This window comes from Mycobacterium sp. 852002-51613_SCH5001154, from assembly GCF_001667425.1.
Classification (GTDB): Bacteria; Actinomycetota; Actinomycetes; order Mycobacteriales; family Mycobacteriaceae; genus Mycobacterium.
In genome coordinates, this window is the sequence record NZ_LZII01000031.1 from 54,507 (window position 1) to 67,465 (window position 12,959).

Genomic DNA, 12,959 nt, shown 5'->3' on the forward strand with positions numbered 1-12,959 from the left:
CCGCGTTCTCATTTGCCGTAAACGCAAACCGACGCCCGGCCTGTGCTCTCTCGCACAGTTCGGGCGTCGGCAACGCAGCTACTTGTCGGTGTCGTCCGCCGCGGCACCTTTGCGCTTGCCGTAACGCTTCTCGAAGCGGGCCACCCGGCCGCCGCTGTCAAGAATCTTCTGCTTGCCGGTATAGAACGGGTGGCACTGCGAGCACACCTCCACGACGATGTTGCCGCCGGGCTTGGTGCTGCGGGTCTGGAACGTGTTTCCGCACCCGCAGTGCACGGTGGTCTCCGCGTAAGCGGGATGAATGTCAGATTTCATGCTGTCCTCTTCGATCTTGTCGAGCACCGATTATGCCGGGTCAACCGCTGTTCTCCCAAAACAACGGGGTACCCGTCGGCATTCCCGGCGCTTGGGTTGCCTCGAAACTTAAACCAGGGCGGCGCCAGCCGGCGTGTCGCGTACGTGCTTTAAATGTCGCGGTGACGACGCGCCGAGGAACGTGGTTCGGTTAGTCGTTGTCCATCGATCCCGGTGTGGTCTTGGAGACCTGCACCAGGAACTCGTAATTGGTCTTCGTCTTGCGCAACTGCGACATCAGCAGGTCGATGGCCTGGTGGGAGTCCAGACCCGACAGCACGCGGCGCAGCTTGTGCACGATGCCGAACTCGTCCGGCGAGAGCAACAGCTCGTCCTTACGGGTGCCGGACGGGTTCACGTCGACCGCCGGGAAGACCCGTCGTTCGGAGATCTTGCGGTCCAGTTTGAGCTCGGCGTTACCGGTGCCCTTGAACTCCTCGAAGATGACTGTGTCACCGGTGGATCCGGTCTCGACCATCGCGGTGGCGATGATCGTCAGCGACCCGCCTTCCTCGATGTTTCGCGCGGCACCCAGGAACCGCTTCGGCGGATACAGAGCGGTGGAGTCGACACCACCGGACAGGATCCGGCCCGACGCGGGTGACGCGTTGTTGTACGCGCGGCCCAGGCGGGTGATCGAGTCGAGGAGCACCACGACGTCCTTGCCCTGCTCAACGAGCCGCTTGGCGCGCTCGATGGCCAGCTCGGCGACTGCCGTGTGGTCCGTGGGCGGCCGGTCGAAGGTCGAGGCGATGACCTCGCCCTTGACGGAGCGCGTCATGTCGGTGACCTCCTCTGGGCGCTCGTCGACGAGCACGACCATGAGGTGGCATTCCGGGTTGTTCTTGGTGATCGCGTTGGCGATGTCCTGCAGGATCGTCGTCTTACCGGCCTTCGGCGGCGACACGATCAGGGCGCGCTGGCCCTTACCGATCGGCATGATCAGGTCGATGACCCGGGTGGTCAGCCGGTCGGGAGTGGTTTCCAGGCGAAGCCGCTGGTTCGGGTAGAGCGGCGTCAGCTTGCTGAAATCGGGTCGCTTCTTCGCGTCTTCGACCGGACCGCCATTGACGCTGTCCAAGCGGACCAGCGGGTTGAACTTCTGACGCTGGTTGGGCTGTTCGCCGTCCTTCGGCACGCGAACCGCGCCGGTTACCGCGTCGCCGCGGCGCAGGCCGTTCTTGCGCACCATGTTCATGGACACGTAGACGTCGTGCGGACCGGCCAGGTAACCGGAGGTGCGGACGAACGCGTAATTGTCGAGCACGTCAAGGATTCCGGCGACCGGCTGCACGACGTCGTCCTCACGGAGTTCGGTGTCGCCGCCCTCGCCGGACCGCTCGCCGCGCCGCCTGCGATCGCGGAAGCGGCGACCACGCCTGCCGCCACGACCGTCGCCGTCGTCGTCCTGCTGGTTCGAGCCGCCGCGAGACTGCTGGCCGCCCGAGCCCTGCTGATCACCGCTTTGCTCGCTGCCCGAGTCCTGGCCGCGCTCTTCGCGCTGGTTGTCGCGCTTGCCGCCCTGGCGGGCGTGGTCCTCGCCGGTCGCATTGCCCTCGCGGTTGCGTGAGCGCTCGCCATCCGCTTCGTCGCCGGTGCGGGCTGATCCCGGCTCGCGTGAGGCGCTGCGCCGTTCGCGGCGGGGCGCCTCGGTTGTCGAACCGTTCTGGTGGTCCTCGCCAGCCGGTGCTTCAGCACTGGCGGCCTCGGACTTGGCGCCGTCCTCGGAGGTGGTGGGGGCGGATGTCCCGTTGGACTGTCCCCTGATTTCCTTTATGGCGGCGATGAGTTCGTTCTTGCGCATGCCCGACGTCCCCTTGACGCCGACCTCGTTAGCCAGCGCGCGCAATTCGGGAAGCACCATGGTCGACAGAGAGCCAACCGTGGCTTTGGTTTTGACATCGGGTGTGTCTGGGGTCACAGCGCTCGGCACCTCGTTGCTGTCGGTGCTCGCGTCAGCCGTGAACAGGTCCGTATCGGTCACGGAGTTCCTTTCTTCCCCCGTTGATCACGTCATACGGGGGGTTCGTTGCATTCAGCCAAATCGCCGAGTGCGCCCAAATATCGACTCTGCAACGGTGATCGCCTTAATCGGCGGAGTAAGCGGCGAACCTCGTCCACGAGAAGAATTGGTGTTGTCCTAGCGGCAAGGCAGTATGTATGCAGATGCAGATGCTGCGATTGCTGGACGGGTCCGAGGATAGCCCGCATCCTGCCTGGAAGCAAGCAAACCCTCCGGCCACGCTGTGGATCAACCGGGGACTGTGACTCCCGGGCTCCAGCGAACTCCTTCGCCGGCGGTCATCTCAGTAAGGGCAAATCCGTTCGCGGCCCCGTACTCCACCACTTCCGTTGGCAACTCCGGCGCCGTGCTCAGCGCAATCAGTGCCGGACCAGCCCCCGAAAGTGTCGCTGCCACGTTATGACGCCGCAACAGTCGCAAATATTCCGCGGAGGCGGGCATTGCGGGAGCCCGCTGCGGCTGGTGGAGCACATCCTCGGTGGCCGGCATGAGCATGTCCGGGCGTTCGCTCAGCGCTACCACCAGCAATGCGGCCCGGCTGACGTTGAACCGGGCATCCTCGTGGCTCACCTGGGCGGGCAGTAGCACCCGGGTCTCCGCGGTCAACGAGCGCTCTTGGGGTATCGCGCAGTACAGACGGATGTCGGGGTGCAGGCGCACGGACACCGCCGAATACCGGGGACGGTCGCCCGAGCTGTCGATCCAGGAAACCACCGCACCACCCAGCACGGCGGCCGCAGCGTTGTCGGGATGACCCTCGAACTCCGAGGACAGCTGGATCAGCTGAGCATTGCTCAGCAGATCCGAATCCGTCTGCGCCACAAGGCCATTGGCCGCAGCCAGGCCGCCGACCACGGCCGCCGCGGACGAGCCCAGGCCACGGGAGTGCGGAATGGCATTGCGGCAGCGGATCACCAGGCCCGGGGCCTGGACGCCGACGGCCCGCAGTCCGCATTCGACGGCACGCACCACCAGGTGTTCTGAGCCCCGCGGCACCTGCTCGGCGCCCTCCCCTTCGACCAGCACGACCAGGCCGGAATCCGTTGTCTCCACGACGATCTCGTCGCAGAGGCTCAACGCCAAACCGATGCTGTCAAAACCGGGACCGAGGTTGGCACTGGACGCCGACACCACGGCGCTCGCCACCAGCCCGGCGGACAGCATCTGGCTCACCGACAAACCGCCATCGGCTCTGCCGCGCTTTCGATCGCCACTATGCAAGCCCCAGCTTCTCGACGACGAGCACCGGATCGACGGGTAGCGGGGAGACGGTCGGCATGTCCCTCAGCGCGGTGTCGGGATCCTTGAGGCCGTTGCCGGTCACCGTGCACACCACGGTCGACCCGCGCTCCACCCAGCCGTCATCGACGGCCTTGAGCAGACCCGCGATGCTGGCCGCCGAGGCGGGCTCGACGAAGACGCCTTCACTTTCGGCCACCAGGTGGTACGCGGCCAGGATCTCCTCATCGGTGGCGGCCAGGAAGCGCCCGTTGGACTGCTGCTGCGCGTTGACCGCGGCCGCCCACGAGGCGGGCGCGCCGATGCGTATCGCGGTCGCGATCGTCTCGGGGTTGCTGACCGGGGCGCCGTGCACCAGTGGTGCGGCGCCGGCAGCCTGGGTGCCCAGCATCCGGGGCAGCTTGTCGATCACGCCGTCCTGGTGGTACTCGGTGTAGCCCTTCCAGTACGCGGTGATGTTGCCCGCGTTGCCCACCGGGAGAGCGTGCACATCCGGCGCGGCACCAAGCGCGTCGACGATCTCGAACGCCGCCGTCTTCTGGCCCTCGATGCGGACCGGGTTGACCGAGTTGACCAACGCGATCGTCGGGAAGTCGGCGGCCATTTTGCGGGCCAATTCCAGGCAGTCGTCGAAGTTGCCGTCGATCTGGATGATCTTGGCGCCGTGCATGACCGCCTGAGCCAGCTTGCCCATCGCAATCTTGCCCTGCGGAATGAGCACCGCGCAGGTGATGCCGGCACGAGCGGCGTATGCCGCCGCCGACGCCGACGTATTGCCGGTCGAGGCGCACAACACGGCCTGCTGGCCCCGCGCCAGTGCGTCGGTGACCGCCATGGTCATGCCCCGGTCCTTGAACGAGCCGGTCGGGTTGAGGCCCTCGACCTTGAGGTGGACCGTGCAGCCGGTCTTTTCCGAGAGACGCGTCGCGGCGATCAGCGGAGTGCCGCCCTCGAGCAGGGTGACCGGGGTCCAGTCGTCGCCCACCGGCAGCCGGTCGCGGTACGCCGCGATCAATCCGGGCCACGGTTGGTGCACGGCGGTATGCGGGACGCTCATGAACCGGTCTCTTCCAATCGCAGGACACTGGTGACGCCCTGCACGACGTCCAAATCCGCCAGCGCATCGACGGTTTCGGAGAGTGCGGCGTCGGTGGCGCTGTGGGTGACCACCACGACACGGGCTCCCACCCGCCGCCCGCCTTCGTCGGACACCCCCTCCTGCCGGACCTCGGCGATGCTCACCTCGCGCTTGGCGAATTCGGCCGCCACCGTGGACAACACGCCCGGCTTGTCGGCGACGTTCATGCTGACGTAGTAGCGGGTGCTGATGAAACCCATTGGGGCGATGGGAAGCTGGGCGTATTTGGACTCTTTCGGCCCGCGGCTGCCCAGTACCCGGTTTCGGGCGGCCATCACCAAGTCACCGGTGACCGCGGATGCGGTGGGTGCGCCACCGGCGCCCTGACCGTAGAACATCAGCCGGCCGGCCGCCTTGGCTTCGACCACCACGGCGTTGAACGCCCCACTGACGGTGGCCAACGGGTGCGACAGCGGCACGAGCGCCGGATAGACGCGGGCCGAGACCCGTTCCTGTCCATCGTCACCCGGGATGCGCTCGCAGATGGACAGCAGCTTGATGGTGCAGCCCAAAGACCGTGCGGAGGCGAAGTCGGCCGGGGTGATCTTGGTGATGCCCTCGCGATAGACGTCGTCGGCGGTGACCCGGGTGTGAAAGGCGATCGATGCCAGGATCGCGGCCTTGGCCGCGGCGTCGTAGCCTTCGACGTCGGCCGTGGGATCGGCCTCGGCGTAGCCCAGGGCGCTCGCCTCGGCCAGGGCGGTTTGGTAGTCGGCGCCGGTGCTGTCCATGGCGGACAGGATGTAGTTGGTGGTGCCGTTGACGATGCCGGCGACCCGCAGCACGGTGTCCCCCGCCAGCGACTGGGTGAGCGGGCGGATGACCGGGATCGCACCCGCGACCGCCGCCTCGAAATACAGGTCGACGTGAGCGTTTTCGGCGGCCTGCGCCAATTCCCCGGTGGAGGTGGCCAACAGCGCCTTGTTCGCCGTCACGACCGATTTGCCGTGCTCGAGCGCGCGCAGGATGGCCTTGCGGGCCGGTTCCACCGGCCCCATCAGCTCCAAGACGATGTCGACGTCCTCGCGGGAGACGAGTTCCTCGATGTTGTCGGTGAGCAACTCGATCGGGACACCGCGGTCGGCGGCGACCCGCCGCACTCCGACGCCGCGCAACACCAAGGGCGCGCCGACCCGAGCCGCGAGGTCATCGGCGCTGTCCTCGATGATTCGGACGACTTCGCTTCCGACGTTGCCGAACCCGAGTACCGCTACGCCGACAGGCTTTTCGTCACGGGGCACAGTTCACCTCACTTCCAGACTCAGTAGATCGTCAACCGTCTCGCGGCGCAGGATCAGCCGGGACCGCCCCGCGCGCACCGCCACCACCGCCGGCCGGCAGATCATGTTGTAGCGGCTCGACAGCGAATAGCAGTACGCGCCGGTCGCCGCGACCCCGAGCAGGTCACCGGGCCGAAGGTCGTCGGGCACCCACGCGTCGCGCACCACGATATCGCCGGTTTCGCAGTGCTTTCCGACGATCCGCGCCAGCGTCGCCGGTGCGTCGCTGTCGCGCGAGACGAGCCGGGCGTCGTACTGCGCGTCATAGAGCGCGGTGCGGATGTTGTCGCTCATCCCGCCGTCGACGCTGACATAGCGGCGTTGGGCCGAGCTGCTCACGTCGACGTCCTTGACCGTGCCCACCTCGTACAGGGTGATGGTGCCGGGCCCGGCGATGGCACGTCCGGGCTCCACCACCAGCCTCGGGGTGGGCAGCCCCACGGCCGCCGACTCGTTGCCGACGATGGCAGTTAGCTTGGCCGCCAGTTCCGCCACCGGTGGCGGGTCGTCGGTGCCCAGGTATGAAATCCCCAGTCCCCCACCGAGATCCACGGTCGAGATCTGCCCCGTCTTGTCGACGCCGAATTCGTCGACGATTTGCTGCAGCAGCCCGATGACGCGATGAGCGGCGACCTCGAAACCGTCGACGTCAAAGATCTGGGAGCCGATGTGGCTGTGCAGGCCCACCAACCGCAGGTGATCGGTGGCGAACACCCGGCGCACCGCGGCCATCGCTGCGCCGCTGGCCACCGACAGCCCGAACTTCTGGTCTTCGTGTGCCGTGGAGATGAACTCGTGCGTGTGCGCCTCGACCCCGACGGTGAGACGCACGTAGACGTCCTGGACGACTCCGGCCTCCCCCGCGATGGCGTCGAGGCGCTCGATTTCGGTCATCGAGTCCAGGACGATGTGCCCGACACCGACTTTGACCGCCGCGGTCAGCTCCGCGACGGATTTGTTGTTGCCGTGGAAGGTGATCCGCTCCGGCGGGAAATCGGCGTGCAGCGCGACCGCGAGCTCGCCGCCGGTGGACACGTCGAGCGAGAGGCCTTCCTCATCAACCCAGCGCGCGATCTCGCTGCACAGGAAGGCCTTGGCCGCGTAGCACACGTTGTGCCCACCGCCGAAGGCCGTCGCCAGCTCGCGGCACCGAGAACGGAAGTCGTCCTCGTCGACGACGAACAGCGGGGTGCCGTACTCCTGGGCGAGTTGGGTCACCGGGATTCCAGCGAGGCCGGCCACACCCGCGTCGTCGCGAACGATGTTGCGCGGCCACACGTTCGGCGCGAGCCGCAGCAGCTCGTCGGGGGATTGCGGTCGCGGCGGGCTATTGAGGGGCCGAGTCTCTTCGGCGTGCCGCGGACCGGCGGGGTGTACGTTCACATTCGCTCCGGAGCGGTGACGCCGAGGATCGTCAGCCCGTTGGCGATGACCTGGCGGGCGGCCTCGCACAGCGCCAGGCGCGCGACGTGCAGGTCGCTGGGTTGTTCGTCGCCCTGGGGCAGAACCCGGCATGAGTCGTAGAACCGGTGGTAGTCGCCGGCCAGGTCCTCCAAGTAACGGCACACCCGATGCGGTTCCCGCAGGGACGCAGCCGTTTTCAGCACACGGGGGAATTCCCCGATGCTGCGCAGCAGGGTGCCCTCTTTGTCGTGGCTGAGCAGCTCGAGATGGCCGGTGTCGGGGGCCAGGCCCAGTTCGGCGGCGTTGCGGGCCAGCGCCGAGAGCCGGGCATGCGCGTATTGCACGTAGTAGACCGGGTTTTCGTTCGACGCCGACGACCACAGCGCCAGGTCGATGTCGATCGGGGTGTCGACCGACGAGCGGATTAGGCTGTAGCGCGCCGCGTCGACGCCGATCGCCTCGACCAGGTCGTCGAGCGTGATAACGGTTCCGGCCCGCTTGCTCATCCGGACCGGCGCGCCGTCGCGGACCAGGTTCACCATCTGCCCGATGAGGACCTCGACGGTCGCCGGGTCGTCACCGAACGCGGCGGCAACGGCCTTGAGCCGGGCGATGTATCCGTGGTGGTCGGCGCCGAGCATGTAGATACACAAGTCGAAGCCGCGCTGCCGCTTGTCCAGGTAGTAGGCGATGTCACCGGCGATGTAGGCGGGCTTACCGTCGCTCTTGATCACGACGCGGTCCTTGTCGTCACCAAAAGCGCTGGTGCGCAACCAGGTTGCGCCGTCCTTTTCGTAGATGTTGCCCGTCCCGCGCAACCGGGCGATGGCTTGGTCGACCCGGCCGCTGGTGTGCATCGAGTCTTCGTGGGTGTAGACGTCGAAGTCGGTCCCGAACTCGTGCAACGACTCTTTGATGTGGGTGAACATCAGGTCGACGCCGATGGCGCGGAACGTCTCGCGCATGTCGGCGTCGGGCAGGCTCAGCGCGTCGGGCGCCTTCAGCAGCACCTGCGCGGCGATGTCGTTGATGTAGGCGCCGGCATAGCCGTCCTCGGGCGTTGGTTCGCCCTTGGCGGCGGCGATCAGCGAGCTGGCGAACCGGTCGATCTGGGCGCCGTGGTCGTTGAAGTAGTACTCGCGCTCGACGTCGGCGCCCTGGGTGGCCAGCAGCCGCCCCAAGGCGTCGCCGACGGCGGCCCAGCGGGTGCCGCCGATGTGGATGGGTCCGGTGGGGTTGGCCGAGACGAATTCCAGGTTGATCTTGTGGCCGCCCTGCGCGTCGGAGTGGCCGAAGGTGTCGCCGGCGTCGATGACGGCGTTGACGATCTTGGCCTGCGCGGAGGCCTCGAGGCGCAGGTTGATGAAGCCAGGACCGGCCACCTCCGCCGAGGCGACACCGTCCGCCTCGGACAATGCCTCGGCCAGCCATCCGGCAAGTTCACGCGGGTTGGCGCCGACCCGCTTGCCCAGCTGCAGCGCCAGGTTGCTGGCGTAGTCGCCATGCTCGGGATTGCGGGGCCGCTCCACGGTGACGGTCGCCGGCAACGCGGCAGCATCCAGCCCGCGCTCGACCAGCACCGCGGAGGCGGTGGTCTTGAGCAGCTCAGCGAGGTCAGCGGGGGTCACGAGCGTCCATCCTATTGGCTGAGGTGCCCGCGCCCCGAATCCATTGCGGTGGCAAAGCGGCTACCGACATGCGCTAGTCTGGCGGGGCCCAATGGCGCAACACCGAAGTCGTAGCGCCCCCGTAGCTCAGGGGATAGAGCGTCTGCCTCCGGAGCAGAAGGCCGCAGGTTCGAATCCTGCCGGGGGCACAAAAATAGTTGCAGGTCAGACGGTGTTTCCGTTAGTCAGCTCGGCTAATGAAACGCCGTTTCGGGCCTCAGTGTTACGAGGATGCCACCACTGTTCCCAAAGTCTTTCCGGCCGGCAAAAGCGCGTCGTCCTCGCCTTGGCTGGAATCGCCATCACGCACGCTGAAACGTTCACCGCGCATAAACCGGACTCAGATGGTGCATTTCAGCCCGACGTGGGCGGCGTGGTACCCGAGCCGGCGATAGAACGCCCGAGCCCTTTCGCGAGCCTCGTCTGTGGTCACCTGCGCCAGCTGTGCCCCGTGCGCTCGGCCGTAGTTGTGTGCCCACTCGATGAGCGCAGTACCAAGCCCCTGTGCGCGTTCGGCTTTGGCGACCCGTAATCCCTCGATCTGCAGCCGGGTGGCGCCGCCGCGGGAAAGGCCGGGAATGATCGTCAATTGCACAGTCGCGACGACCATATCGGAACCGTTCAGGACGACTCCGAGATAGTTGGATCGGTTGCGAACGACGATGTCGTAGGCCGCCTCGTAGCGTTCGAGTTCGGCGTCTTCGCGATCCTGACCGAATTCGTCGTCGGAGAGCAGCTGGGCGATCACCCCCACGTGTTCGCGCGTCGCGCGCTGCACACGATATGTGCGGCCCGCTACCCGCAGCAGTCCTCGGACCGAGGACTGCGCCAGTGCCTGTAGGCGCGCCACCAACAGGTCCAGCCACGCCCCCACGTTGGTTCGTGCCTCCGCGGTATCCGGGTAGCGGCATCGCAGATGCAGCCCGGACTCGTCCTGGATGAACCAGAGCATGACGCCGTCGGTGTCAACGCTCGCGCTCACATACTGGGCGTCGAGTCCGACCGAGTCGATGCGCACCGGAAGTCTGCTTTGGTCCAGCCAGGAAATGGCGAACATTCCGGGCGCGATGGGCATTCCACCCCACGGAGCCAGAACGTCGGCCAGTGGCCAGGAACCAAGCTGCACGGCTTCTTTGACGGCGGCGGCCGCGGCGTGCGGCTCGGCAACCGCCGACTCCAGGACCGAATTGGTGATGAACCAGCCCACCGAGTCGTGCCATTTGTCTTCAAATCGGCTGTGCACGGGGAAGACCGCGCGCAGCGGCGCCCCGGCCAACTCGCGGGTCACCCCTGTCATGGCGACCACAGCGAGTGCCAGCGTCGAGACACCGTCCTCGCGTGCCTGCGCCGCGAACGCGGCGCCGTCATCGACATCGAACACATCACGCACTTCAACGCGTTCCGGATGCGGCCCGGACTCACCCAACGGCAGCGGAAACCGTGGCATCACCCCACCGCTGTCGCTGATGATTTGCGCCCATCGCGCGCGCACGCGTTCCGGTGCCGCGGGACGGTCCAACAGTGCTTGCGTGTGCACGACAAATGCCGGCGGCGGCTGCAGCGACGACGTACGTCCGATCCGCGCGTCGGCGAGCATCGACAACAGGTCTCGGGCAATCACCAGCATTGACCACATGTCCACGTGGGCGTGGTCGGCAGCGATCACCACCGTCAATCCGGCGGCAGTCTCCAGCACACACAATCGATGTGAGGGTCGCTGATAGGGCGAGCACGTCGCATTGAGAACTACTCGCAGTGCGTCGTTGACCGCCTGGCCCGGAGTGATCTCATGCTCTACCCACTTGCCTGGGTGAATATCGATCTCATTCAGCTGCGGATCGCCGTCCGCCCCGAGCGTGAATGCCGTCCGTAGGGTGCCGTGGCGGGCGATCACAGCCAGCCACGCATCGGCCAACGATTGGCGGCTGACCCCCGCCGGCAACCGAATGGACAAAGCCATCCAGGAGCCGGGTCGTGCGCCCGCACCAACGTGTATGCGCTGGTCGAAAGACACCGGGAGCTGCCGGCCGAGGTCAGACACCGACACGTCGTAGCCCCAGAGTCGTCCAAAGGGTAGCCGCAGGTGCGCGACGTTGGTCAGCCGCATGGCGGTACCCTAACGCCCCGGTTAGCCTGAGTGCTCGGTCTGCGCGGTCGGCTCCGGGGCGAGTCGTCCGGTCGTGAGAAGAGTTGCGTGATGTCCACTTTCGTGGTTCCTGGAGCAGAGCTTGCGGTTGAACTGAGCGACGAAGGTGGTCATCCGGTAGTTCAACTGCACGGACTTACCTCCAGCCGCGCGCGTGACCGGGTGCTCAATCTTGACCTCGGAAGAGGCCTCAGCGGGACCCGGTTGCTGCGGTACGACGCACGCGGCCATGGCAAGTCGACTGGGCGCAAGGTCCCGGAGGATTATCGATGGGAAAGCCTTGCCGAGGATCTTCTGCAGCTGCTCGACAAATGGTTTCCCGGCGAACGGGTGCACGGAGTCGGCCCGTCCATGGGTACCGGCACGCTGCTGCACGCGGCTGCCCGCGAGCCGGACCGCTTCGCCGGCCTCACGCTCATGGTGCCGGCCACCGCGTGGGAAACCAGGCCCGCGCAGGCGGCGATCTACCGGGTTGCGGCCGAAGTTATCGAAACCGAGGGGGTCGGGGCATTCATCGCGTCGGCTCGTGGGGCGACTCCGCCGCCAGCCACGGTCGGCGCGCCCGAAACAGTTCCCGATGTGGCCGACGCGCTGCTGCCGTCACTGTTTCGAGGCGCGGCTCTCAGCGACCTGCCCGCACGCGAAGCGGTCGCACGAATCGATGTGCCGACGACGATTCTGGCCTGGGTCGGCGATCCGGCGCACCCGATGTCGACAGCGGAATCGCTTGCCGCACTGATGCCGCGGTCAACGCTCACCGTGGCGCACATCCCGGCCGATGTCGAGACCTGGCCCCAGATCCTGAGCCAAGACGTCGCCCGCAGAGGCTGACTTGTGCGCGGACGTCACGTCGGCTCGTGCCTGGGCTGAGTCGGCGCCTTGCATGGTGTAGGCCATCAGCGGCTTCCGTCTCTACGGAGTACCTACACCGCACGCCGCCCGAATCAATCGAGAGATCCCAGATGAATCCCGCTGCGATTGAGCGCATTGCCCAGCCGTTGGCCCAACGCGGCGGCGACGCCTTCGGGTGATCAGATTGGAACCGGTTGTCGCACAACGGAATTCATTTCGACCGAGCTGAGGCATCCGACAACGATCCGACACGCACACCGGCATTACGCATCTGAACTGCGAATAGTGGCCCTAAATCGCCTGCAGGACAGGAGAATCGGGCTTACTTCAACTTCGCGCCAGGACGAACGCTTCGATGTGGCGCTTGCCGGCTCGCGCTTCGTACTTTCGCCAGCCGGGGTAAAGCTCTAGGCCCTTCGCCCAGATTTCGTCGCGCTCGCCCGGCGAGGCGAGCCGCGCGTTCGCATGCCAGGTGTCCCGGCCGATCGCCACCGTCGCCTCCGGGTGCGCCTTGAGGTTGTGGTACCAGGCGGGATGCTTGGCGCCGCCGAAATTGGACGCGATGAGGGCCAGGCCATCCGGATGCGGGATTCCGTACACGGCGACGGTGCGGGGCTCACCGGATTTAGCGCCGGTGGTGGTGAGCATCACCACGGGGATGCCGGTCGCGAGCCCGGCGAAGCTGCTTCTGCCGCCCGTGAGCTTGGTGATGAGTCGGTCGAGGTGGTGCGCCGTGGGGCGCAGGAGCGCCACACCCACCGGGGTGGAGGCGAAGCGACGCACGATCCGGTGGAACGCATTGGCATCGCCGAACGATTGGCTGGGCATGGTGACATTGTGACCCGACCTTGGGTCG

At 66.7% G+C, this 12,959-nt stretch carries 10 protein-coding genes and 1 tRNA gene; 2 read left to right on the forward strand and 9 right to left on the reverse strand.

Features of this window, described 5'->3' with window-relative positions:
- Window positions 1-78: 78 nt before the first annotated feature.
- The 7 genes from rpmE to argS all read right to left on the reverse strand — a co-directional run bounded on the left by rpmE (window position 79) and on the right by argS (window position 9,066).
- Entirely contained in the window at window positions 79-315 is a 237-nt protein-coding gene (gene rpmE / locus A5750_RS08005; protein WP_066948533.1) for a 50S ribosomal protein L31, read from the reverse strand.
- 190 nt (window positions 316-505) lie between these two features.
- Window positions 506-2,338 carry a transcription termination factor Rho gene (gene rho, locus A5750_RS08010; protein ID WP_067261922.1) on the reverse strand — a complete coding sequence of 611 codons (1,833 nt, stop codon included), beginning with the start codon at window positions 2,336-2,338 and terminating at the stop codon, window positions 506-508.
- Between the two features lie 267 nt (window positions 2,339-2,605).
- A complete protein-coding gene (gene thrB / locus A5750_RS08015; protein WP_066948537.1) occupies window positions 2,606-3,541 on the reverse strand; it encodes a homoserine kinase in 936 nt (311 codons plus the stop codon).
- A gap of 49 nt (window positions 3,542-3,590) precedes the next feature.
- A complete protein-coding gene (gene thrC, locus A5750_RS08020) occupies window positions 3,591-4,673 on the reverse strand; it encodes a threonine synthase (protein ID WP_066948479.1) in 1,083 nt (360 codons plus the stop codon).
- Window positions 4,670-5,995 carry a homoserine dehydrogenase gene (locus A5750_RS08025; RefSeq protein ID WP_067261924.1) on the reverse strand — a complete coding sequence of 442 codons (1,326 nt, stop codon included), beginning with the start codon at window positions 5,993-5,995 and terminating at the stop codon, window positions 4,670-4,672. Before A5750_RS08025 ends, thrC begins: the two co-directional genes overlap by 4 nt.
- Before the next feature lie 3 nt (window positions 5,996-5,998).
- The gene (gene lysA, locus A5750_RS08030; protein WP_067261926.1) at window positions 5,999-7,417 is read right to left on the reverse strand and encodes a diaminopimelate decarboxylase; all 1,419 of its coding nucleotides are present in this window, start codon (window positions 7,415-7,417) and stop codon (window positions 5,999-6,001) included.
- On the reverse strand, window positions 7,414-9,066 hold the full coding sequence (gene argS, locus A5750_RS08035; protein WP_067261929.1) for an arginine--tRNA ligase: 1,653 nt from the start codon (window positions 9,064-9,066) through the stop codon (window positions 7,414-7,416). The genes lysA and argS overlap by 4 nt, the downstream gene beginning before the upstream one ends.
- A gap of 115 nt (window positions 9,067-9,181) precedes the next feature.
- Here argS and A5750_RS08040 point away from each other — a divergent pair.
- Window positions 9,182-9,254, forward strand: a tRNA-Arg gene (locus A5750_RS08040).
- 191 nt (window positions 9,255-9,445) lie between these two features.
- Here A5750_RS08040 and A5750_RS08045 read toward each other — a convergent pair.
- The gene (locus A5750_RS08045; RefSeq protein WP_067261932.1) at window positions 9,446-11,212 is read right to left on the reverse strand and encodes a GNAT family N-acetyltransferase; all 1,767 of its coding nucleotides are present in this window, start codon (window positions 11,210-11,212) and stop codon (window positions 9,446-9,448) included.
- Between the two features lie 90 nt (window positions 11,213-11,302).
- On the opposite strand from A5750_RS08045, the gene A5750_RS08050 reads away from it, so the two are divergent.
- Window positions 11,303-12,082, forward strand: coding sequence for an alpha/beta fold hydrolase (locus A5750_RS08050; RefSeq protein ID WP_066953023.1), 780 nt, complete (start codon window positions 11,303-11,305; stop codon window positions 12,080-12,082).
- Window positions 12,083-12,430: 348 nt separating this feature from the next.
- Here the strand turns inward: A5750_RS08050 and A5750_RS08055 are convergent, their stop codons facing one another.
- Window positions 12,431-12,931 (reverse strand): nitroreductase family deazaflavin-dependent oxidoreductase, encoded by a 501-nt coding sequence (locus tag A5750_RS08055; RefSeq protein ID WP_067261934.1) that lies wholly within the window; start codon window positions 12,929-12,931, stop codon window positions 12,431-12,433.
- Window positions 12,932-12,959 lie beyond the last annotated feature (28 nt).